The sequence below is a fragment of the Acetobacter nitrogenifigens DSM 23921 = NBRC 105050 genome (assembly GCF_000429165.1).
In the GTDB taxonomy this organism is placed as follows: domain Bacteria; phylum Pseudomonadota; class Alphaproteobacteria; order Acetobacterales; family Acetobacteraceae; genus Acetobacter; species Acetobacter nitrogenifigens.
In genome coordinates this window covers 61462-82866 of sequence record NZ_AUBI01000009.1, presented here as the reverse complement: position 1 = coordinate 82866, position 21405 = coordinate 61462, and the positions used below count along the sequence as shown (strand labels likewise).

The window sequence follows — 21405 nt, the reverse complement described above, 5'->3', positions numbered from 1 at the left end:
GTCTTGCAGCGCCGCCCCGCGGTTCAGGCTTGTCCGAACGCAAAGGCGGATCGAGTCAAAGCCTCTTACCTTACCATACGAGGCCCGGCACGCTGGCGACGGGGAACAGACCTTGCGCGTCTGCCTCGGCCTGCGCCAACGCCGGATCGTCGCCAAGTTTTTCCTTATGGATCCCACCAAGAATCCAGAGTGCGTCCACGCCTGCCGCCGCCGCACCGCGCACGTCCGTCGCCAGCGCGTCGCCCACCCCGATCACGCGGTCGCGCGGCGTATCGAGCATGGCCAGCACCGGTTCGTACACCGCAGCGAAAGGCTTGCCGATCCAGTGAACCAGGCCGTTCTTCTGCTCGTAGATTTTCGCTAGCAATCCAGCGCAGATAAGGCGCTTTCCGTCACGGATCACCTCCATGTCAGGGTTGGCGCAAATCATTGGCAGCCCGCGCGCGGCGGCGGCGTCAAGTGCTGCGACATAAGGTTCGAACTCGGTCTTTCCACGCCGTTCGTCCGGTCCGGTGTTCATGACAAAGTCGGCCTCCTCCGGCGTCTCGACCAGTTCCAGACCAAGCCCCTCGAACAGCGCCAGATCGTGGTCGCCGCCGATATGCAGCGCTTTTGTCCCCAGTGACGTGAGCCATGGCGCGACGGCGAGGGTCGCGTCCTGGTCGCGCGAGAGAAGAAGGCGACGGGTGAACTCGCCGCTGGTCATCAGGCCGTCGTAGAGCGTGTCCACGACGCCCATGTCGCGAAGCTGGGCTTGCACGACAGGCCTCGGGCGCGGCGCATTGGAGAGCAGCACGATGCGCTTGCCCGCCGATTTCAGCGCCTGCAGACACGCAATGGCGCCGGGATAGGGGCGCACGCCGTCATGCACACACCCCCACAAATCTACGATGTAGCCGTCATAACGGTCGGCCAGACCGGAAACGCCAGAGAGGCGCTCTATACGGCGGACGGTCATCGGCTTTCTCCACCGTTGTTCTTCAGGTCTGCGCCTTTCAGATCCGACAGCGATTCCACGCCCAGTTCGCGCAGGATCGTCAGCGTCTCGCGCTTCAGACGCGCCAGAAGCGCAGGGCCTTCGTAAGCGAACGCGGAATAGACCTGCACGAGGTCGGCACCCGCGCGCACCCGTTCGACGATATCCGCGCCAGTCTCGATGCCGCCGCAACCCACAAGCCCGAGCCGCCCGTTCGCCAGCCGCGCGGCTTCGCGCAGCATTTCGGTCGCTCGCGCTTTGAGCGGCCTGCCCGAGAGGCCGCCGGTCTCACCCGCGTGCGGGCTGCGCAGTGTCGCGGGACGCGCCAGCGTGGTGTTGCTGATGATCAGTCCGTTCGCCCCACCCTGCGCCGCAGCTTCGATAACGGGCGCCAGCTGTTCGTCCGCCAGATCCGGGGCGAGCTTGATCAGCAGGGGGGGGCGGGTCGCATGACGTGCGTTGATCGCGGCCAGCAGTTCGGCAAGGCGTTCGGAATCCTGCAGGGCGCGCAGGCCGGGCGTGTTGGGCGACGAGAGGTTGAGGACGATATAGTCCACATACGGCTTCACGCGCGCGATCAGCTCCGGGTAGTCCAGTTCGGGCGCTGCGCCGATCTTGTTGATGCCCAGATTGGCGCCGACCGGCGCGCCGGGACGTGTGCCCCGGTCGCGATACAGCCGCGCCAGCCTCACCGTGAAGCGATCTATGCCCTGATTGTTGAAGCCCATCCGGTTGATGACGGCGCGATCCTCCGTCAGCCGGAACAGCCGCGGACGGGGATTGCCCTGCTGTGGACGCGGCGTAACCGTTCCCGCCTCGACAAACCCGAAGCCCAGTTGCGCCAGTGGTCGGACGACGCGTGCGTCCTTGTCGAATCCTGCAGCGATGCCGATGGGGTTGGAGAACCGCATGCCGAACGCGCGTGTGGCCAACGCCGGGTCGTCCTTCGGACGTGACGGAGGAACGCCGGCGCCCAGCAGCAGGGCGTCGATCGCCAGGCCGTGGGCGCGTTCGGGGTCGAGACGCCGGAGCAGGGGAAGGGCAGGGGCGAGAAGGCGGTCGGACAGGTCTTTCATGGCGGCGGATGCTGCCCGAAGGGCGGCGGATTGAAAAGTCAGGATTGCCCCGTTTCGGGAGCAGGGCGCGACAGTCCCGGCGCTGTATGCTACCGGCGCAGCAGGCATGATTCCTGCGCGAACGGGGGCGCGCCGCTGAAAAGACGGCGGATAACGACGCCGATGGAGAAGGCGCAATGACGATGACGCAGGATGGTCGCGAACATGTTGTGGACTCGGGGCTGTTCGACGCGGCGTGGTATCAGGCGCGCCTGCCGAACGCTGGCTGTGACGTAGCGGATCCGCTTGATCATTTCATGACCCTCGGGGTGCGTGAGGGCCTGCCGCCGGGACCGTTGTTCGACCCGTCGCGTTACTTCGCCCGCTCCTGGCATCTTGAAGCGGGGGTGGACAACGCGCTTCTGCATTATCTTCTCGCTGGTCGCGCGGCGGGCGTGGTCGGAGAGGGCGTTTGCGATACGACGCTTCGCGGAGGGGACGGCCCGGTAGAGCCGACGTTGCTGGCTGGGTTTCCGCCGCAACCACGCAGTCTCGCCATCGCGATTCATGTCAGTCGACCGGAGGTGCTCCAGGTGATCTGCCAGCGTCTGGCGACGTTGCCGTGTCACTATACGTTGCTGATTCTCGTCGACAGCGTGGACCTGCGCGGCGTTTGCGAAGCTATTATCGAGAGCGCAGGGATCAGGGAGCCCGCGATCATTCGCCAAGCTCCCGTGCGGGGATACAATATCGCCACGGTATTCAGCGTGTTTCGCAATGCGTTGCGTCATCATGAATTCGCGCTGTTCCTTCATACAGAAGTCGGGGCGGATGGTCGTCCGGTCTTTGACGAATTGCGCCAGAACCTCCTGCCTCATCCGGACGCGTTCGGGGGGCTCTTCTCGCGCCTTGCCGATGACGCCGCGCTCGGCTTGCTGCAACCGGCGCCTCCGTCCGCTATGCCGTACTGGGCGTTCGGCTGGGTTGGGGAGGGGGCGCAGGCGCGCGCGGCGCTGCGGCGACTCAAACCTGACGCGTCATGTCCTGAAGGTTATTTCGACTATCCGGCGGGCGGTATGTTCTGGGCCCGGACACGCGCTCTGGCGCCGTTTCTCGACATGGCGTGGACTGACGCTGATTTTCGTGTCGCGACCGGAGGCGGCGTTGCTGACGCGGCGCCGCTTTTCGCTGCGACGAGTACGACGCGCAGGCGGGGTTGATTCGCGTCGGCTGGGGGCGGCGCAATTTCGATCACTATGAAGCATTTTCATCGGCCCGGTTGAAAATAGCGGTCGAAGAGGCGCGCGTTGTCTCGTTCGATATCTTCGACACGTTGCTTCAGCGGATCGCGCTGACCCCCGACGCGGCGCAACGGTACGCTGGCTGGCTGGTTGAGCGGGCGTATCCGGAAATTCGCAATTTCTTCGATCACCGTAAAAGCGCCGAGGACGCGGCGCGCGCTGCGCTGGACTGGACCGACGACGTCGGGCTTGACGAGATCTACGCCAGGCTGGAGGAAGCGACCGGCTGGAGCGCCGAGTGTCTGGCTTTCGCTCGCGGCAAGGAAGTGGAGCTCGACGCCCGCCAGTTGCAGCCTCGCCCCGACATGCTCGAAGTTTTGCGTCATGCCCGCCAGCGGGGACGCCGCGTGATTCTGGTCAGCGACACCTATCTGCGCCGGGCGGAGCTGGACCCGATCCTCGCCCGGGCGGGCGTTCTTGCTCTGGTCGATGAAATCTATCTGTCTTCCGAACGTCTCGCACGCAAGGACAGAGGCGACATGTGGGACCTTGTCGTTTCCGCTGAAGGCGCCGACGGACTGCTGCATGTTGGAGACAACGAACGGTCCGATCTGCTCAACGCAGCGCAACGCGGCGTGCAGACCATTCATGTCCCGTCGGCGCTTTCCTTGCTGCGCGCAAACCCGGTGGAAGCGGATATTTTCGCTGCAGCGCGTAAGGAATATGTGAGCGATGAGGGCGTAAGGATCGATCGGTCGGACGAAGCGTTGGCGGCGGAGATTCTGCTTGGCCCCTTCGTGGCTGCAACTTTCGGTTCTCCTTTCCCATCCGCTCAACGTGGCGGGGTCGCACGCGCTTTGACGTTGTCGTCGGCTTTTGAAGTGGGAAGGGCGCTGTTTGGCCCGCTGCTGTTGTGCTTCATGGGCAAGCTGGCGCAGCACCCGGCGACCGCGCACGTCGAGAAAATATTCTTTGTCGCACGCGAAGGGTATTTCCTGCTGAAACTCTACGAAGAAGTGCGTGCGCGCTGGCTTCCCGACCTGCCGGAGGGCGTTTATTTTTGCTGTTCGCGGCGGGTCGCCAACAGCGCATCCCTGAGTCGCAGCGGCGATCCGCTCAGTCTTGTGAGGATTGGCGGAGGGTTTCGCGGCACGATGGCCGGGATGCTCGACGCTCGTCTGGGGTATACGGTCGCTCCCGATAGTCCTCTGCGCGCCATGCGGATCGTGACGCCAGACGAATTCGACAAGGCGCGTTCGATCATCACTTTGCTGCGTAACGACATTCTCGCGCAGACGCAGAAAAATGCCGCTCGACTGCATGTATATTGCGAGTCGTTAGGTATTCGTACGAATGGTTCTGCGTTGTACGGAATGGTCGACGTCGGATACAGCGCCACTATTCAACGACGCGTGCAAGAGACGACCGGCGCGCGTTTCGCAGGGTTGTACATGGCGACCGGGCAATTGGCCGCCAGCGTCGAGGAAACGGGAGGCCTAGCATTCGGCCTGCTCGCTGAAGGGGCGGCCGGGGACAGGTTCCAGCGCGTGTGCGGCCTGATGATCGAAGCGTTTTTGACGGCGCCGCACGGCCAGACAATGGGTTATGACGATTCCGTCCCGCCGCGACCGGTTTTTGGCGCCGGCGGAGTGTCTCAGAAAAACTTTTCTGTTTTGGAAGAAATTTTTTCAGGCGCTCTCGATTACTGTCGGGACGTTGTCGAGGCTTACGGAGCGGACGTATTCGGGGCGCTGGCGCAGGGAGAGCGCGCCGCGACGACCATGCTTGGCGCGCTGGCGTCGGGACGCCTTGTAATCGCGCCGGAACTGGCGGAGGCCCTCGCGGTTGACGACCAGTTCTGTGGGCGCGGGGAAATACATATTTTCAAGCACATGACGGACGTTTGATCCCGAACTGCGGCGCTCCCGGAGCCTTATCCGTTCACACGGGTTCAGGGATAAGGCTCCGGTTTGTTGTTTTGGCGAACCTCTTTGTCCGATCAGTCGATTCCGTCTGATCGGATGACGCTCTGGTTCGTGTTGGAGAAACCGTCTTTCAGCCACTGGCTCATAAGCGAATAGGACTGGGCCGCAGCGTGCGCGTCGTAACGGCATAGACCGGAGGAGGCGGTGGCCTCCGTTTCGGTAAAGCAGTGGACTGCGTGGCCGATAACCGTGAATTCCCACGGCGCCGGGCTCTGGCGCATCTCCTGCATGAAGTTCGAGAAATCTGGCGACGTTGTCGCATCGTCCGCGCCGTTCATCACGAGCACGCGTGCGCGGATTTGTTTCGCTAGATCCGGATCGTCTGTCGTCAGGTTGCCATGGAAAGATATGGCGGATGATATATCTGCGCCGCTTCGGGCGAGATCCAGAACGGCGGCGCCGCCAAAGCAGAAGCCGATCGCGGCCATCCGGGTCGGATCGATTGGCGCGCTGTCCGCGTAACCGCGTAGTCGCGCTAGTGCGAAGTTGATACGTCGCCGCATCAGCCGACGGTCTGACAGGAGCGGCTTCGTCGCAGCATGCGCCTCGTCAGAGTTGCGAGGACGAATGGTCTCCCCATACATGTCGGTTAGAAGAATGACGTATCGCTGACCTGCGATATCTTCCGCCTTGCGGATCGCTGTGTCGTTGACGCCAAACCACGCCGGGACCATGAGCAGGCCCGGCCTCCTGGCGGCGATCGCGTCGTCATAGACCAGCAAGCTCCTGAAACGGACGTTTTCGAAAGTCCATGAGACAGGTGTGGCGACCATATGAGCATCAGCGGCGTCGCTCCACCATGACCCGATCAGCATGCAGAGGGCCGCAAGACCATTCAGAAGAATGCGCGCTGTCAGGTAGCAACGCAAAGCATCGAGCATCTACGTCCTCCATCCAATACAAAGTTTCTGGTCAGACCACGCCGTATCGTTAGTGTTGCGCTTGCCGAGCCCATGGTCGCCTTCAGATGGCGGGGCGTCAACGCGCTACGCTGAGGAAGGAGATGACGATAACGAGACGTGGCGGGGCGTCCGCCAAGGTGAGCCCATAAAAAAATTGCACGGCACACACGAGAGAGGGCGAAACACGGAATGTTTCCCCCTTTTTATATATTGATGCCAATCTTCTCCTGGTTTTGCGTTGTAATATCACGATGAGGCGCGTCTGAAGCGGCAATGGCGGAAACTATTGACCCGGATACAGGCAGGCCGCAGGCCGCCAGATCGACCAGAAGCTGTTCCGCCATAGCGCGCCACGCGGTGTCGTTTTCTGCGGCGGGCGGAACCACAGGCATTGGCTGAGCCTCGATCACCTGGATCAGCGCTTCGCGGAGCGAAGCCGCGTCTGGGTCGCAGAGCGTGGCCTGCGGCTGGTTCCGAAACTGCTCCGTCAGGCCGCCCACACTCGTTGCGACGATCCATCGCCCGGCGGCGAGGCCGATTGCGCCGACGCCGCTCTGGCTGGCCTCGGTGTAAGGCAGGACAATCACGTCGGCCCATTCGACCAGCAATCCGATTTCTTCTTCTGGAACCCAACGGTTTTCAACCGTAACCTGCGGCATGGCGGAGAGCGCCCGCAACGGTTCAGAGTCCGGCCCTTTGCCGACGATGCGACATTCAAATGAAAGTTCGGATGGAAAACCGGCCAGCGCCTCGGCCAGCATCCCGAACCCCTTGTATGGGAGCAGCCGCCCAAACATCAGTAGCCGCAAAGGTCCAGGTTCGCGGGGGCGGGCGGAGTTCGGAGGAGTCACGTCATAGTTGAACGGGGGGTGCGACGCGACGATGGTGTCCTTCATTCTTGTCGTCGGCTGCTCCCGCAGTTGCGCGGCGACGTGCCTGGTCAGTGCGACGATGACGTCCGCCCGGCGCAGGAGCGCGCGTTGCAATGTCATCTGTAGTGGAAATCCGTCTCCCGGATGCGTCACCGCGTCATGCACGATGACGGCGAATGGCACGCTCAGGCTCTGCAGGATCAGAGCCATCAGCAGATCCAGCGGCCCGACCATCGCGCAGATCGCGAAATCCGGCCGCCATGAGGATAGCCGACGCCGCAGTCCCAGGACCATGGCAGGAGCAGTTAGAAGCCGTTTGGCCAGCCCCCAGACGTTGTCATACGTGTCGACGGGACAGAGAGGCAACGTCCGCGCGACCGGCGCAGATAGAATCTCTGCGCGGCGCGAGGGAGAAAAAAGAATTTCCTGCTTCGGCAATCTATGGATAGACCGGGCGAGGTCGAGTGCGAAACGAGGGCCGCCGCCTCGTCGACCCCATTGCCAGATGAGCACGCGGCTCACGGCGCATGACCCGGCGGCGCGGCGAGGCGACGCGTCACGTCGAGGAGCGCTGCGCCAGAAAAGCGTTCGCGCGCCGCGATCTCGGCGTTCATTCCCAGCCGCGTTCGCAGCGCCGCGTCGTCAGCAGCGCGCCGTAACGCGCTGACGGCCGAATGGAGGTCAGCTTCGGCCCATTGCGCCCCTGGCGCCTCGAACACGCCGCGCGGATCGCGCGCGGGAACCAGTCTGAAGGCGACGGGCAGGCCGCAATCCGTGTCGATGAATTCAGCGGTGGCGGACCAGTCCGTAGCGATGACGGTGCGTCCGAGTAGCATGGCCTCTGCGGGGACGAGGCCGAAACCCTCGCTGCGGTGCAAGGAGAGAACGATATCGACGCAACGTGTCAGGGCGTAGGAATCCGCGATCGGAAGCAGGCGTTCCTCGAAGCGGATGTTCTGCGCGCCGCCGGTAGCCTCGCGCAGCATACGCATATCGGTGGCGTAATGCTCGGCGTGCGAAATCTTGAGCACCAGAATCCTGTCGCGGCGGTCTCCGAAAGCTGCGCGAAACGCCCGGATTGCCGCCAGCGGGTTTTTTCGCTCGAAGCTGGAGGCGAGACTGAACGAAACGAGCACGACGACGGCGTCTTCCGGCAGGCCGAACGCGGCGCGGTCGAGGTAGGCTGGAAGGATGGGAGCCGCGGCCAGCGCATGGGGCACGACCCGCACGCGTCCCGGCGCCAGTGGTTCGATGGCTCTCGCGCTGAACGCCGAAGGCGCCCACACTTCATGCACGCAACCGGCCCCGGCGCTCCAGAGCGGGGGTAGGGTCGGCAACTCCCAGGCCCAGTAACCGACTATGCGCCGCCCGCGCAGGAAGCGTCGCCCGAGGCGGAGCAGAACGGCGGGCAGATGCGGCGAGTTCACATGCAGGATCAGGGCTGGTCGCGGGGCTTGACCTGAATGACCGCCCCGGGAGTGGGCGCGATCCGTTCCCTCCAAGAGCCCGGCGCGCAACGGCGTGACCGGCACACTGAACGCTTCCAGAGCCCGCAGCATGATGCGCGCGCCTTCGCCCAGCCCGGAGTCCCGGTTGAGTTCGCCGCCGACGATCATGGCGCCGTTCGATATTGGCGGCGGTAACGTGACCTTGGGGGCCAGCGCGGCGGTCAGGGCGGCGAAGCCGCGGCGCCTCTGCTCGACCGGGAGGCGGCGCCAGACGCTGTGCAACGGATGAAACGCCTTGCTCACCTTCAGTCCCGGAATAAAGATTTGTCATAAAAAAAGGGCACGGCCCGATCCTAACCCCGACCCGACTGCGCGGGAAAGAGCGTGTGAGGTCGAAACGTGGTCCGAAATGTCGGAGTGACGGGTAAGTCGGGGAGTGGGGACGTCGCAATAACGTGCAAAGTTTCGCTCAGATTGCTTTCGCGGGATTGCGAGGACCGCGCCTGAGGGTCAATACTCGGCGGCATGACAGATATTGCGCACCCCGACAGCCCGTCGCATGGCGACGCGACGAGCCTTTCCGTCCAATCCGGCGTAGCGCAATCGCACGGACGTACTGCAACCGCGGCGCCTGCGCCGGGCTCCACGGACAGCGTGGCGATGCTGGCTCATATTGTGTCTTACGACACGACCAGCGACCGGTCGGATCTGCCGCTGATCGACTGGATTTCCGGCTGGATGGACGCCCATGGCGTCAGCTGGTCGCTGAGTCACGATCCGTCGGGCGAGAAAGCCAACCTGCACGCCATTATAGGGCCGAGAGAGGCCGGAGGACTGGCGTTCGCCGGGCATGTGGACACCGTTCCGGTCACGGGTCAGGAATGGACGGGGGACCCGTTTGTGCTGCGCGAACAGGGCGGCAAACTGATTGGTCGAGGCGCCGCCGATATGAAAGGTTACGTCGCGTGCATGCTCGCTGCGGTGCCTGATCTTGTGCGCATAAAGCTTGAACGCCCGGTGCATCTGCTCTTCACATTCGATGAGGAAATCAGTTGCGACGGCGCTCGCGTCGCAATGCAGGACGCGCTTGAAAACAACCTTCTCCCGTCGGTCTGCGTCGTCGGTGAGCCGACCCTGATGACGCCGGTCATTGCGCACAAGGGGCGTCTCGCGGCCCGCCTCGTCGCGCGCGGCAAGCCAGGCCATTCATCTCGTCCGGCGGAAGGCGTCAATGCGCTGCACGCATTGGGAGAGGCGATGGCGTGGGTCGCGGCCGAGGCGCGGCGCCTCGCGTTGGAAGGTCGAAAGGTCGAAGGCTTTGAGCCGCCCAACAGCACCATCCAGATCGGTTTTGCGCAGGGCGGAACGGCGATCAACATCATCCCCGAACGCGCCGAGGCGCTTCTCGAATGGCGCAACGTTCCCGGCGACGACTCGCACGCCATGATGGCGCGGATGGAGAAGGAGCTTGAAGCGACGACCGGGCGATGGATGCGCGAAGCCGATCCGGAGTGCGGCCTGAGTTTCGAAGTCCTGAACGAACTGCCGCCGCTTGCGCTCGCCGCGGACAATCCTCTGACCACGGCGGTCAAGCTCGCCACAGGCGCAAACGCCGAAGAGTTCGTCTCCTACGGCACCGAAGGCGGCATCTATCAGCAGGCCGGAATGACCAGCATCGTCTGCGGTCCGGGCAGCATTGAACAGGCGCATCGTCCGGACGAATGGATCGCGCGGACGCAGCTTGAACGTTGCGACGCTTTCATCCGCGATATGGCGCAGCGCGTCTGCACGCGGTCGACCGGGTCGGCATGACGTCCGCGGGCCGCGAACCGCTACCCGTTCGCGCGCCCGCGCCGCGCCTGTCGGAGACTCTGCCTCCGACGCCGCCGCGCCTGCCCACATTCACGCTGGAAATTTCCCCCCCGGATCTGTCGCCCTGGGTGGCTGGCAACACGGGCGTTCCCGGTCTGCATCAGTTCGATTCCGGAAGGCCGGGGCCGCATGTCGCGGTCAGCGCGCTGATGCACGGCAACGAATACGCAGGCGCCATCGTACTGGCGGAACTGCTGCGAGCGGGGGTGACGCCTCGGCGGGGCAAACTATCGCTCGTCTTCCTTAATCTGGCTGCGTTCGCCCGGTTCGATTTTGAACGTCCAATCGCATCGCGCTTCGTCGATGAGGACATGAATCGCCTCTGGCGTCGTGGCACCCTTGATCAGCCAGTGGCGTCCAGCGAACGTGACCGCGTTCGCAGCCTGATCGGATTTTTCGATACGATTGATATGCTGCTCGACCTGCACTCAATGTTGTGGCCGTCAGATCCCCTCGTGCTGTCCGGGCCGAGCGAAGCGGGATGCGCGCTTGCGCGGGAGATCGGGACGCCGCCCCTGATTGTCAGCGACAGCGGGCACGCGGGCGGGCCTCGCCTGATTGACTATGAGCGTTTCGTCACTCCTTCCACCGGCGCGCGGGCCTGTCTGCTTGAGGCCGGGCAACATTGGGCCGCAGCGACTCTTGCCCTGACCCGCAAGGTGGTCTCACGTTTTCTCGGCGCCTGCGACGTTATAGGCTCCGCCGAGGCGACCGGGACGCGTCCCCGTGTGGCGGAGGTTACGGAATGCGTCACCGCCAGAACGACGTCGCTGACGTTTCTGCGTAATTTCCGGGGCGGTGAGATCATTCCCCTTCAGGGTACGGTGATCGCGCTGGACGGCCCGGAAGAAATCCGTACGCCTTATGACGATTGCATGTTGATCATGCCGAATCACCGCGCTGCGCGTGGCCATACGGCGGTACGACTGGCGCGGGTAGTCGCATAGTATACAGCCCGACTGCCGTCGGCTGAGGAGCATACGAGTTGCGGCAGTTTTGAAACGATTCCGCTGGGTAGCGGGTCGTGCTGCTTCGCCGGGTTGCTGATCAACGGCCTGTCCGACCGGGTCTGTTCGCGGATGAGACTCAAGAAACGCTTTTTTACGACGGCAGTTCGTCGAAGAGTCGGCGTCACGGGATCGGGGCGTTATTGTTGAAAGGGTTTTAGAAACTCTTTTGTGAGATTTGGCATATTCGGAAGTTTGGGCGGAAGGATGTTCTCGTGCTCAGCCTTAACTCCTCCAGGAGAAGCGCAGAGCGAGGCGGTTACGGTGTTTTGCTCAGGTCAGAACGCCAAACTCCCTCATTGCGGGAACGAAGTTTTCGTTTTCATGTTTGGAATTGGCCAGCTTTATCAGAGCGAAACGCTGAAGCGGCGCCAGCGCCGCCCATTGCGCCGACGTTGGTGGAGAGACGCCGTCAGTCCCTGCTTGCCGTATGACTGCCTCGGGCATCCGGTCTGGAGCAGTCCATCCTTCGAATGATTCGGAGGGTAGAAATTTTGGCGGTTCGTCCGTTTTGGCTGCGATGAGGGAGAGCACCAGGTCACGATAGCTCCCCCGCTCCTCTGCGGATTCGGCAGAGAGCGTCGTCAGGCTCTCACGGTCTTCGCGAGAAAAGCGGCTCCATTGTCGCAATGACAGCTTCACGCCGCAGAGATCGAGCTTCTGTCGGGCGACCATTGGAATGCACCGGAGGGATCCGGCGAAGTCGCTCTCGAAATTGAAAATCATATCTATGACTCGGTTCTTTCGCCCAACGTCCCGAATCGAAAATTTCGATGTCGGGACACCGGACGGCGCGTCTTGGCGAAAATCAGGCCGCCGCGGCTTCCCGCGTGGCGTCGGCCATGGCGACAATACGCACGGGGATGGACTTCGCTGCGGGCGTTCCGCTGATATCGTCGAAATGACTCAGCGGCAGAAGAGGGTTCAATTCCGGGTAATATCCCGCGATCGCGCCGCGCGGCATCGGATAATCCAGCACTGTCAGACCCTCAACACGTCGCGTCACGCCGTCGCTGGAGATGGTTTCGAGCGCCACGCGCGCGTGTTTTTCCAGCCCGCGTTCCTCACGCTCAGCAGCACTAAGGAACAGCACCATACGGTCGTTATAGACGCCGCGATAACGGTCGCTGTTGCTGTAGATTGTTGTGTTGTACTGGTCGTGCGAGCGAATGGTGGAGAGGCGCAACATGTCGGGATCCGGCACGTCGCTGTCCACGGCGAGGCCGGGGATTACGAGGAAATTCGCCTTACCGGTAGAGGTCTTCCACACCCGGCGACGCGGTGGAATGTCGAGGTGAAATCCCTTGGGGTTTTTGATCTTTTTCGGAAAATCTGTGTATATTTCCGGGTAAACCTGTGCGATTTTTTCCCGGATCAGATCGTAGTCCTCGATATAACTTTCCCACGGAATATGGCTGTCGGGCAACGTTGCGCGGGCGATGCGACAGACGATTTCGACTTCCGCCCGCAAATCCGGGCTCGCAGGCTCGAGCACGCCGCGAGAAGACGTCACGTTCGACATCGCGTCTTCGATGGTGACGAACTGTTCGCCCGCCGACGTACGATCGATCTCGGATCTGGCGATCACCGGAAGAATCAGCGCGTCCTTGCCGTGGACGATATGCCCTCGGTTCAGCTTGGTCGCTATGCCAACGGTGAGGTCGAGGCGACTCATCGCCTCATAAGCGATGATTGTATCGGGAATGGCGTGGATAAAGTTGCCGCCCATGCCGATGAAGACTTTGGAGCGGCCGTCGATCATTGCCTCCACGGATTCCACGACGTGATGCCCGTGTTCGCGCGGCGGTTCAAAGTTGAACGTGTCGCGCACGCGGTCGAGATAGGCCTGGGTCGGCTTTTCGTCGATGCCGACCGTGCGGTCTCCCTGCACGTTCGAATGTCCGCGAATGGGCGCGATGCCGGCGCCGGGCTTTCCAAAATTCCCACGCAACATCAGCAACGCCGCAAGTTGCTGGATCATCCGCGAACCCTGCTGATGCTGCGTGATGCCCATGCCGAAGCACAGGACCGTCGCCTTGGAGCGTGCGTAGATCTCCGCGACGCGACGAATCTGTTCCTCGGAAATTCCGGAAACGCGGGTGATATCCTGCCAGCTGCAGGACAGGACCTCGTCGCGCCATGCTTCGAAACCATGCGTGTGTTCGGCAATGAATTCCTGATCCAGCACCTTTTCGCCAGCAGCGTCCCGTTCCAGCAGGGCCTTGATCATGCCTTTCACAAGGGCGAGGTCGCCGCCGATGCGGATGTGTACGAATTCGCTGGCGATGGCAGTCGAGCCGAACGTCGCCATCTTCACCGGGTCCTGAGGTTCGGTGAAGCGGATCAGCGCGCGCTCCGGCATAGGATTCACGACCACGATCGGCACGTTGTGTTTGCGCGCATGGACGAGGTTGCTCATCATGCGCGGGGAGTTCGTGCCAGTGTTCTGCCCGAAGATGAAGATCGCCTCGGCCTTGTCGAAGTCCGACATCACGATCGTGCCTTTGCCGACGCCGATCGCATGCGGCAGGCCGCGTGACGTGGGCTCGTGGCACATGTTGGAACAATCAGGGAAATTGTTCGTGCCGTATGCGCGGACGAAGATCGAGTACAGGAAAGCGGCCTCGTTCGAGGTACGGCCAGATGTGTAGAACTCGGCCTCGTTCGGATCTTTCAGGGCGCGCAGATGCCTGCCGATCATCGCGTAGGCGTCGTCCCATGTGACAGGCACATAGCGATCCGTCGCCGCGTCATAGCGCATGGGCTCGGTCAGGCGCCCCTGTTCCTCAAGCCAGTAATCGCTCTGCGCCATCAGTTCCGTGACGGTATGCTGTTCGAAGAAGGCGCGCGTCACGCGCTTCTTCGTGGCTTCCACAGCCAGCGCCTTCGCGCCGTTTTCACAGAACTCAAGCGTCTTTTCGCGGTCCGGGTCAGGGAAGGCGCAACTGGGGCATTTGAAGCCGCCAGGCTTGTTCATGGAGAGAAGCGCGCGCGATCCCTTGCCGAGGACACTCTGCTCCAGCAGCGCCTTCGCGGTCGCTTTCGCAGCCCCCCAGCCGCCAGCCGGGTGGTCGTAGGTCTCGTAGTGGGGTTTGGCGGTTTCGCTCATGACAAAAGCCCTCTTTATCCTTCAAACGCAGCCCTAGACGGGGCGGGACGCCGGATCCTGATTGGAGATGGGCGTGGTCCTGTAGGTCGCGTAAAGCGCGCCCCCTGTAAAGACGATGCCGCCGACAAGGTTGCCCAGCGTTACCGGAATCTCATTCCACAGCCACCAGTCGGCAAAGGTGACATGCGCCCCGAGCATCATGCCAGCCGGGATCGCGAACATATTCACGACGCTGTGCTCGTAGCCTTGCGCGACGAATATCATGATCGGGAGCCACGCGCCGATGATCTTGCCGATCGTCGAGGTCGAGGCGAGGCCGACAACCGAGCCCAAGCTTACCATCCAGTTGCAAAGTATTGCTTTTGCGAAGACGGTCGCCAGCCCGGCCGCCCCGAACGCTTCATAAGCCGTCGTCTTGGATACGGCGAGCGCGCGCAGCTTTTCTCCAAGCGGACCACCTGAGACGTTCCCGCAATCGGTGATCGCGATCCAGAATAGCGCAGCGTAAATCAGACTGCCGAGCAGATTGCCGAGAAACACCAGCGCCCAGTTGCGAAAAACTGCGCCGCCGCCGATGCGTCCGGCAAATGCGGCCAAAGGCATCATGCCGAAATTACCGGTAAGCAATTCCATGCCCAAAAGGACGATGAGCACAAACCCGGCAGGAAAGAGCACAGCTCCTACGATGAATTGGCCGGTTTGCGCCGCCACAAGGAAGGCAAGAGTCGTGGCGAAGGAAAGATATGCCCCGGCCAACATGGCGCGGATCAGTACGTCCTTGGCGGGAAGAGCGGCCTTCAGGGAGGCAGCTTCGATCATGTTGTCGAGAATGACGGAGGGTTTGACGTAATCGGCCACCTGGTGCGCGCCTTTATTTTATTCGTTGTGCGTCAAAGTTTGATACACGATAGCCTCTGCGCGACATGACCGACATTATACCTGAGTATCATGTCGGTCGGGCCGCAGCGTCAGAAAGGCAGGCTCGGGGCCGAGTTCAGGGAGTTCAGAGCGGTTTTGCGTCCTGATCGATCACGTGAATCTGATGTCGAGGGTACGCAGGTAAGTCTGCAGACCTGCGTCCTGAATTGGGATCAGGCGGGCGTCCCTGTCAGACTCGTTGAAATGGGCGTGCCAGTATCCGGGCGGCGTTACAAAGGCGCAGCCGGATTCCCAGTCGACGCGGGTGGGATCGACCATATTGCCGTCCTGATCGATTTCTTTCGACAGCAGGGAGTAGCATCCCTTGTCGCAGTCGACGATAAAGTCGAGTGCAATGGACTGGTGGCGATGCGGCTTCTGCTGCGTATGCGCGCCGATCATTCCGTACATCGCCCAAAGCACATGCGTCACCGTGCGGGTGTGAGGGAAATTGGCGTTGCCTAGCAAAATGCTGACCCGGCTTTTTTCACCTGCGTTCGGCTGAGATGCGACCGTCCGTAATTCGGCGTTTGCTTTTTCCGCCCGGTAAAGTGTCGGCTCGAACCGGGCGACGGCAGGCTTCACGCCAAGGTAGCGCAGCAAGGGGGCGTCATTGACGTAGTAGAGTGCGGCCTCGCCTGTCGCGCTCAGCTTGATCGCGCCGACGCCGGGGGCGGTAAAGAAATCTCCTTCGTTCCATTCGAACGTCGCGCCGTGGGCCTCGACCGTGCCTGCGCCCCGAATAACGTAGAATACTGTCGACGTCGATTCAGGCTGTAGCGCGAGAGAGTCGCCTGCGGCGACGCGAACGAAACTGGCGCAAAGTCCAGGACCGGTCGCTGGAGCCTCGCATTTCAAAGCCTCGCTCATGTCCAGCGGGACGACGCGTGACGCCCCCTCCGCATAGAGATCGGGCGAAAAGAAATGGAATGGAATTCGGGGCGTCAGGCTCGGGCGGATGGGGTTCGCTGCGGTGCTGTACTCAAAGTATTCGGCGTCCCGCGTAATGGCGGGGCCATCTTCGTCACGTAGCGTAACCGGGCTCTGCTGCGGTGAATATTTGTCCATGGCGGCTCTCCTTTTTGAAGTTTTTTAAGCGCTTCCGGCAGGATATTGAGCCGCCGCCGTGTTGAGATCGATAACCCGCGCCGCATAGGAGTTTTGTCGCAAGGGGATGCTAACTGTATGAAACCTCACCACTCGGTTGCAGCGCGGTAGCGGTTTTCGAAAAAGGAGATGAAGGCTCGTACTTTTGAGGGGACAATTTTTTTGGGGGGGTAGACGATCCAGATTCCCTCATCGGCTTCACCTCCCGAAGAGAACTCATAATCAGCCAGGACATTTTCCAGCAAACCCCCCTGCAGGTCGTCATTGACGAGCCAGCGGGGCAAGACAGCGTAACCCGACGCCCCGATAGCAGCGGCCCGGAGACATTCCAGATCGTCAGATCGCAAAGGTCCCGAGACCTTTATTTTTTCCCACCCCTCTGCGGCCTTGAAAGCCCATGTGCCGCCGGATTGCAGGCCGAGCGGCAGGCAGGGGCGATGAGCAAGCGCCTGCGGCGTCTCAGGCCGACCGTTGACGTCCCTGAAGGACGGGCTGACGCAACAACAATAATGGTTTGGCGCTATTTTTCTTGCGACAAGCTGTGAATCAGCCAGCGCGCCGATCTTCAACGCAACGTCCACGCCGCCTTCGATGATGTCGCGTTCGGCGTCGGCCAGAATCGCTTCCACTCGTATCATCGGGTGTTGGGCCAGAAACTCTCCCAGAACGCCTACGACATGCTTCCGCGCGAACGCGCCGGGAAGCTGGATGCGAAGCAACCCCTGCGGCATGGCGTTGAGAGTGGGGACCAGTGAACGAATCTGTTCGATATCATCCAGTAACGAAAGCGCCTTTTCATAAAAAACGCGGCCCATTTCCGTCAGATGCAGATGACGTGTCGATCGGTTGAAGAGGGCTGCTCCCAAATCCTCTTCCAGAAAAGTAATGTAGCGAGAGACGGTGGAAACCTTAATTCCGGCTTCCTCTGCGGCGCGGGTGAACGTGCCCAGTTCGGCGGACCGGACGAACACTTTCATGGCGGCCAGATAGTCCATCATCGCTCCACTGACGTTTTACAAGAATGCCGCTGCAATGGTTTCGGCGTTTTTGAGGCGCATGCGCGTCGCGCCCTTCGCCAGAAGGTGACACCGGGGGCATGCGCACAAATTGAATTGCGCGTGTGGCCATGACGCCATGAGGGCGGTCGCCTGGCGGGCGCTGCAATCAAAGACCCGCGAACTGCTCCGCTTCGGTCACCTTTCTCCAAAACACGCTCAGCGACCGCGCTGCATTTTCTCGTAACGCGCGACCAGCCTGTTGCGTCGCAGGGCCGACAGGCGCTGTATCCAGAAAATTCCGTCCAGCTGGTCGATCTCATGCTGGTGACAGACCGCCCGCAGGCCGTCGGCCTCCTCGGTGTGTTCATGCCCGTCAATGTCGCAGTAACGCACGCGCACGCGGGCTGCGCGATCGACGCGCTCGTTCACGCCCGGCATGGAGATACTGCCCTCCTCGTGAAGGAGCGTCTCTTCGGAACGCCAGATAATCTCCGGGTTGACGTATGTGTGTGGGGCGTCTGAGCCGGGCAGGTCGAGCGTTACGACGCGCATGGAGACGCCGATATGGGGCGCCGTTATGCCAATCCCCGGCGCCGCGCGCACGGTGTCGAGCAGATCGACCGCAAGAGTGCGAAGGGACGCGTCAAATACAGTCACTGGCGCCGCGACCAGACGAAGGCGCTGATCCGGGTAATGGACGAGGGGCTGAATCGTCATGGGCGTCGGTTTTCGTCGTTTTGGGCGATCCCCGCCCGCATGAGCGGGCGGTAAGGTGAAAGAGCCTGCGGGCGCCGGCGTCGCAGGCCACATTGCCTCACTTGTAGATCGGGAACTTCGCGCACAGGGCCTTCACGCGCTCATGCACAGCGTTCTCCACCGCCGCGTCGCCTTCGCCGCCGGATGCGGCCAGCGCCGTCAGCACTTCGTCGATCATCTCGCCGACGGTGCGGAACTCTTCCTCGCGGAAGCCGCGCGCGGTCGCCGCCGGGCTGCCGAGGCGGATGCCGGAGGTGATTGCGGGCTTTTCCGGGTCGAACGGTACGGCGTTCTTGTTCGCGGTGATGCCCGCGCGCTCCAGCGCCTGCTCGGCCGCCTTGCCTGTGACTTTCTTCGGGCGGAGGTCGACCAGCAGCAGATGGCTGTCGGTCCCGCCGGTGACGATGTCGAAGCCGCGCGAGATGAGCGTCTCGCCCAGCACGCGGGCGTTGGCGGCGACGGCCTTCTGATACTCAACGAACTCGGGCTGCAGCGCTTCGCCGAAGGCGACGGCCTTGCCTGCGATCACATGCATCAGCGGGCCGCCCTGCAGGCCAGGGAACACGGCCGAGTTGATCTTCTTGGCCAGCGCTTCGTCGTTGGTCAGGATCAGGCCGCCGCGCGGGCCGCGCAGCGTCTTGTGCGTGGTGCTGGTGACGATATCGGCGTGCGGCAGCGGGCTGGGATAGAGTCCTGCGGCGACGAGGCCCGCGAAATGCGCCATGTCGACCATCAGCTTCGCGCCGACTTCGTCCGCGATCTTGCGGAAGCGCGGGAAGTCGATGATGCGGGGATAGGCGGACCCGCCAGCGACGATCAGCTTCGGCTTATGCTCGCGCGCCAGACGCTCCATGTCGTCGTAATCCAGCTCGCCGTCCTGAAGACGGACGCCATACTGGACCGCGTTGAACCATTTGCCGGAGTAGTTCGGCGCCGCGCCGTGCGTCAGATGGCCGCCGGCGGCGAGGCTCATGCCCAGAACGGTGCCGCCCGGCGCGATGGTCGCCATGAAGGCGGCCTGATTGGCGTTCGCGCCGGAATGCGGCTGCACGTTGGCGAAGGCCGCGCCGAACAGCTTCTTCACGCGCTCGATGGCCAGTACTTCGACCTTGTCCACCTCGAAGCAGCCGCCGTAATAGCGGCGGCCCGGATAGCCTTCGGCATATTTGTTGGTGAGAACGCTTCCCTGCGCCTCAAGCACCGCGGCGGACGCCATGTTCTCGCTGGCGATCAGTTCGATGCCTTCGCGCTGGCGGACCATCTCGCCGCCGATCGCAGCTGCGACGTCGGGGTCGACAGCGCTCAGAGGAGCCTGAAAAAATCGTTGCAGATTCGTCTCGCTCACCTTTGAAATCCTTTTTTCGACCGCCAGCCACGCAACCGGCTAAACCCGCCACCAGACCGCTGAACCGGCGACGGGACCGTAACAGCCCCGCTCATACCGCCTTGGCGAGCCCAAGGCCACATGCTTCGGGCGGAGACGTACCCCGCGACAGCCCGCGCCGCAACGGCTATCCACGTTCAGAAGACAGAACCCGGAGACACAACTTCATGTCGCAGACGGAGAGGCGACCGGCCTCAACTTCCCTGTTTCGCCTCAAGCCCATCAACGCGGCGGCCGAGGAGACGGGACTCAAGCGGGTTCTGGGGGCTGGTAATCTCGTAGCTCTGGGCGTCGGCGCCATCATTGGTGCGGGACTGTTCTCGCTGACCGGCATCGCCGCCTCCGAGAACGCAGGACCGGCGGTCGTGCTGTCCTACCTGATCGCGGCCGTCGCCTGCGGTTTCGCCGGGCTCTGCTATAGCGAGCTGGCGAGCATGATCCCGGCCGCAGGCAGCGCTTACAGTTTCGCCTATGTCTCCTTGGGCGAGTTCGTCGCCTGGATTATCGGCTGGGATCTGGTGCTCGAATACGCCGTTGGCTCCGCCACCGTCTCGGTCAGCTGGTCGCGGTACGTCGTTTCCCTGCTGGCCGACTGGGGCGTCTCGCTGCCGGAGAGGCTGACAGCTTCCCCGTTCGAAACCGTGCGTCTGGCGTCTGGCGCGGAGGCTACGGGCATCGCCAATCTGCCTGCCGTGTTCGCCATCGTCGCCATCACGATGCTTCTGATCCGCGGCGTTTCGGATTCCGCGAAGGTCAACGCCGTCATCGTCGCGATCAAGCTGACCGTTATCGCCGCGGTCATCGGCTTTGGTCTGCCCTACGTGCATACGACCAACTATCACCCGTTCATCCCGCCCAACGACGGAACGTTCGGGCATTTCGGATTCTCCGGCGTGATGAGGGCCGCTGGCACGATCTTTTTCGCCTATATCGGTTTTGACGCCGTTTCCACGACGGCGCAGGAGGCCCGCAACCCCGCGCGGGACATGCCGATCGGCATCATCGGCAGCCTGCTGGTCTGTGTGACGGTCTATATGGCCTTTTCGCTCGTCCTGACCGGAATGGTGAATTACCACGACATGCTCGGCGACGCCGCCCCGGTCGCGACCGCGATCGACCATACGCCGTTCGGATGGCTCAAGACGGCGGTGAAACTGGGCATTATCTGCGGCTTCACATCAGTCATGCTGGTTCTGCTGCTCGGTCAGAGCCGCGTGTTTTACGCAATGGCGAGCGACGGGCTGCTGCCGTCGTTCTTCGCCCGCACCCATGCCCGCTTCCGCACGCCGTGGCTGTCAAACCTGTTCTTTATGCTGGTGACTGGCGTTCTGGCCGCGTTCCTGCCGATCTCGGAACTCGGGCACATGACGTCCATCGGCACCTTGCTGGCGTTCACCATTGTCTGCATCGGGGTGCTGGTCCTGCGCCGGACTCAACCGGACCGAGAACGTCGTTTCCGTATTCCGGGCGGCGTGACCGTGCCGGTGCTTGGCGTTTTGAGCTGCCTTGCGGTTATGGCTTCTCTGGACAGTCTGACGTGGATCCGGCTTGTCGTGTGGTTGCTGATCGGGTTCGCGATCTATTTCGGATACAGCCGCAGTCGCAGCGTGCTCGCTCCGCGCTGAGGCGCGCTCTGGTTGTGGGCGGCGCGAGGCCGGAGCAAATCCCATTCAAACGGTGTCATTTGAATGGGTGAGGGTGCTCGATAAAGTAAGAACCTGAAGCTTTTCCAAGGTTTCCGTGTTTGGCGGAAAAGCCCTGAATCCCGGCTTTCC

General features: G+C 62.3%; 17 protein-coding genes. 5 read left to right on the top strand and 12 right to left on the bottom strand.

What is annotated here, in order from left to right:
* Positions 1-70: 70 nt before the first annotated feature.
* The gene (locus G442_RS0111455; RefSeq protein WP_035376543.1) at positions 71-958 is read right to left on the bottom strand and encodes a TIGR01459 family HAD-type hydrolase; all 888 of its coding nucleotides are present in this window, start codon (positions 956-958) and stop codon (positions 71-73) included.
* Positions 955-2052 carry a quinone-dependent dihydroorotate dehydrogenase gene (locus G442_RS0111450; protein WP_026398105.1) on the bottom strand — a complete coding sequence of 366 codons (1098 nt, stop codon included), beginning with the start codon at positions 2050-2052 and terminating at the stop codon, positions 955-957. The genes G442_RS0111455 and G442_RS0111450 overlap by 4 nt, the downstream gene beginning before the upstream one ends.
* A 176-nt stretch (positions 2053-2228) precedes the next feature.
* Here G442_RS0111450 and G442_RS0111445 point away from each other — a divergent pair, with 176 nt between their 5' ends.
* Both G442_RS0111445 and G442_RS0111440 read left to right on the top strand, forming a co-directional pair.
* Positions 2229-3251, top strand: coding sequence for a rhamnan synthesis F family protein (locus tag G442_RS0111445; RefSeq protein WP_026398104.1), 1023 nt, complete (start codon positions 2229-2231; stop codon positions 3249-3251).
* Positions 3248-5179: an HAD family hydrolase gene (locus G442_RS0111440; protein ID WP_026398103.1), complete on the top strand. Its 1932-nt coding sequence runs from the start codon at positions 3248-3250 to the stop codon at positions 5177-5179. The genes G442_RS0111445 and G442_RS0111440 overlap by 4 nt, the downstream gene beginning before the upstream one ends.
* A 92-nt stretch (positions 5180-5271) precedes the next feature.
* Here the strand turns inward: G442_RS0111440 and G442_RS22030 are convergent, their stop codons facing one another.
* The 3 genes from G442_RS22030 to G442_RS22020 all read right to left on the bottom strand — a co-directional run bounded on the left by G442_RS22030 (position 5272) and on the right by G442_RS22020 (position 8782).
* A complete protein-coding gene (locus G442_RS22030) occupies positions 5272-6138 on the bottom strand; it encodes a dienelactone hydrolase family protein (RefSeq protein WP_051292230.1) in 867 nt (288 codons plus the stop codon).
* Between the two features lie 224 nt (positions 6139-6362).
* Positions 6363-7553: a glycosyltransferase gene (locus G442_RS22025; protein WP_146882434.1), complete on the bottom strand. Its 1191-nt coding sequence runs from the start codon at positions 7551-7553 to the stop codon at positions 6363-6365.
* Complete coding sequence (locus tag G442_RS22020) at positions 7550-8782, bottom strand: glycosyltransferase (RefSeq protein WP_035376542.1); 1233 nt, start codon at positions 8780-8782, stop codon at positions 7550-7552. Before G442_RS22020 ends, G442_RS22025 begins: the two co-directional genes overlap by 4 nt.
* Positions 8783-9004: 222 nt before the next feature.
* On the opposite strand from G442_RS22020, the gene argE reads away from it, so the two are divergent.
* Both argE and G442_RS0111415 read left to right on the top strand, forming a co-directional pair.
* Positions 9005-10291 carry an acetylornithine deacetylase gene (gene argE / locus G442_RS22015; protein WP_084440553.1) on the top strand — a complete coding sequence of 429 codons (1287 nt, stop codon included), beginning with the start codon at positions 9005-9007 and terminating at the stop codon, positions 10289-10291.
* Complete coding sequence (locus G442_RS0111415; protein WP_174766896.1) at positions 10288-11298, top strand: M14 family metallopeptidase; 1011 nt, start codon at positions 10288-10290, stop codon at positions 11296-11298. The genes argE and G442_RS0111415 overlap by 4 nt, the downstream gene beginning before the upstream one ends.
* A gap of 333 nt (positions 11299-11631) precedes the next feature.
* Here the strand turns inward: G442_RS0111415 and G442_RS0111410 are convergent, their stop codons facing one another.
* The 7 genes from G442_RS0111410 to glyA form a co-directional block, all read right to left on the bottom strand.
* Entirely contained in the window at positions 11632-12084 is a 453-nt protein-coding gene (locus G442_RS0111410) for a nitrate reductase associated protein (protein WP_026398101.1), read from the bottom strand.
* 82 nt (positions 12085-12166) lie between these two features.
* Entirely contained in the window at positions 12167-14467 is a 2301-nt protein-coding gene (locus G442_RS0111405; RefSeq protein WP_026398100.1) for an FdhF/YdeP family oxidoreductase, read from the bottom strand.
* Between the two features lie 33 nt (positions 14468-14500).
* Positions 14501-15325, bottom strand: a complete 825-nt coding sequence (locus G442_RS22010; protein ID WP_035376541.1) for a formate/nitrite transporter family protein — start codon at positions 15323-15325, stop codon at positions 14501-14503.
* Positions 15326-15496: 171 nt separating this feature from the next.
* Positions 15497-16453 carry a cupin domain-containing protein gene (locus G442_RS0111395; protein ID WP_246789422.1) on the bottom strand — a complete coding sequence of 319 codons (957 nt, stop codon included), beginning with the start codon at positions 16451-16453 and terminating at the stop codon, positions 15497-15499.
* Between the two features lie 125 nt (positions 16454-16578).
* On the bottom strand, positions 16579-17487 hold the full coding sequence (locus G442_RS0111390) for a LysR family transcriptional regulator (protein ID WP_026398098.1): 909 nt from the start codon (positions 17485-17487) through the stop codon (positions 16579-16581).
* 219 nt (positions 17488-17706) lie between these two features.
* The gene (locus G442_RS0111385) at positions 17707-18207 is read right to left on the bottom strand and encodes a peptide deformylase (protein ID WP_026398097.1); all 501 of its coding nucleotides are present in this window, start codon (positions 18205-18207) and stop codon (positions 17707-17709) included.
* Positions 18208-18304: 97 nt separating this feature from the next.
* Positions 18305-19591, bottom strand: coding sequence for a serine hydroxymethyltransferase (glyA, locus tag G442_RS0111380; RefSeq protein WP_026398096.1), 1287 nt, complete (start codon positions 19589-19591; stop codon positions 18305-18307).
* A gap of 206 nt (positions 19592-19797) precedes the next feature.
* On the opposite strand from glyA, the gene G442_RS0111375 reads away from it, so the two are divergent.
* On the top strand, positions 19798-21255 hold the full coding sequence (locus tag G442_RS0111375) for an APC family permease (RefSeq protein WP_026398095.1): 1458 nt from the start codon (positions 19798-19800) through the stop codon (positions 21253-21255).
* Positions 21256-21405 lie beyond the last annotated feature (150 nt).

Bases quoted from the DNA above. Each gene is read 5' to 3' on its own strand.
- G442_RS0111455 (WP_035376543.1), bottom strand. From the start codon at position 958: ATGACCGTCCGCCGTATAGAGCGCCTCTCTGGCGTTTCCGGTCTGGCC.
- G442_RS0111450 (WP_026398105.1), bottom strand. From the start codon at position 2,052: ATGAAAGACCTGTCCGACCGCCTTCTCGCCCCTGCCCTTCCCCTGCTC.
- G442_RS0111445 (WP_026398104.1), top strand. From the start codon at position 2,229: ATGACGATGACGCAGGATGGTCGCGAACATGTTGTGGACTCGGGGCTG.
- G442_RS22030 (WP_051292230.1), bottom strand. From the start codon at position 6,138: ATGCTCGATGCTTTGCGTTGCTACCTGACAGCGCGCATTCTTCTGAAT.
- argE (WP_084440553.1), top strand. From the start codon at position 9,005: ATGACAGATATTGCGCACCCCGACAGCCCGTCGCATGGCGACGCGACG.
- G442_RS0111415 (WP_174766896.1), top strand. From the start codon at position 10,288: ATGACGTCCGCGGGCCGCGAACCGCTACCCGTTCGCGCGCCCGCGCCG.
- G442_RS0111410 (WP_026398101.1), bottom strand. From the start codon at position 12,084: ATGATTTTCAATTTCGAGAGCGACTTCGCCGGATCCCTCCGGTGCATT.
- G442_RS0111405 (WP_026398100.1), bottom strand. From the start codon at position 14,467: ATGAGCGAAACCGCCAAACCCCACTACGAGACCTACGACCACCCGGCT.
- G442_RS0111395 (WP_246789422.1), bottom strand. From the start codon at position 16,453: ATGGACAAATATTCACCGCAGCAGAGCCCGGTTACGCTACGTGACGAA.
- G442_RS0111390 (WP_026398098.1), bottom strand. From the start codon at position 17,487: ATGGACTATCTGGCCGCCATGAAAGTGTTCGTCCGGTCCGCCGAACTG.
- G442_RS0111385 (WP_026398097.1), bottom strand. From the start codon at position 18,207: ATGACGATTCAGCCCCTCGTCCATTACCCGGATCAGCGCCTTCGTCTG.
- G442_RS0111375 (WP_026398095.1), top strand. From the start codon at position 19,798: ATGTCGCAGACGGAGAGGCGACCGGCCTCAACTTCCCTGTTTCGCCTC.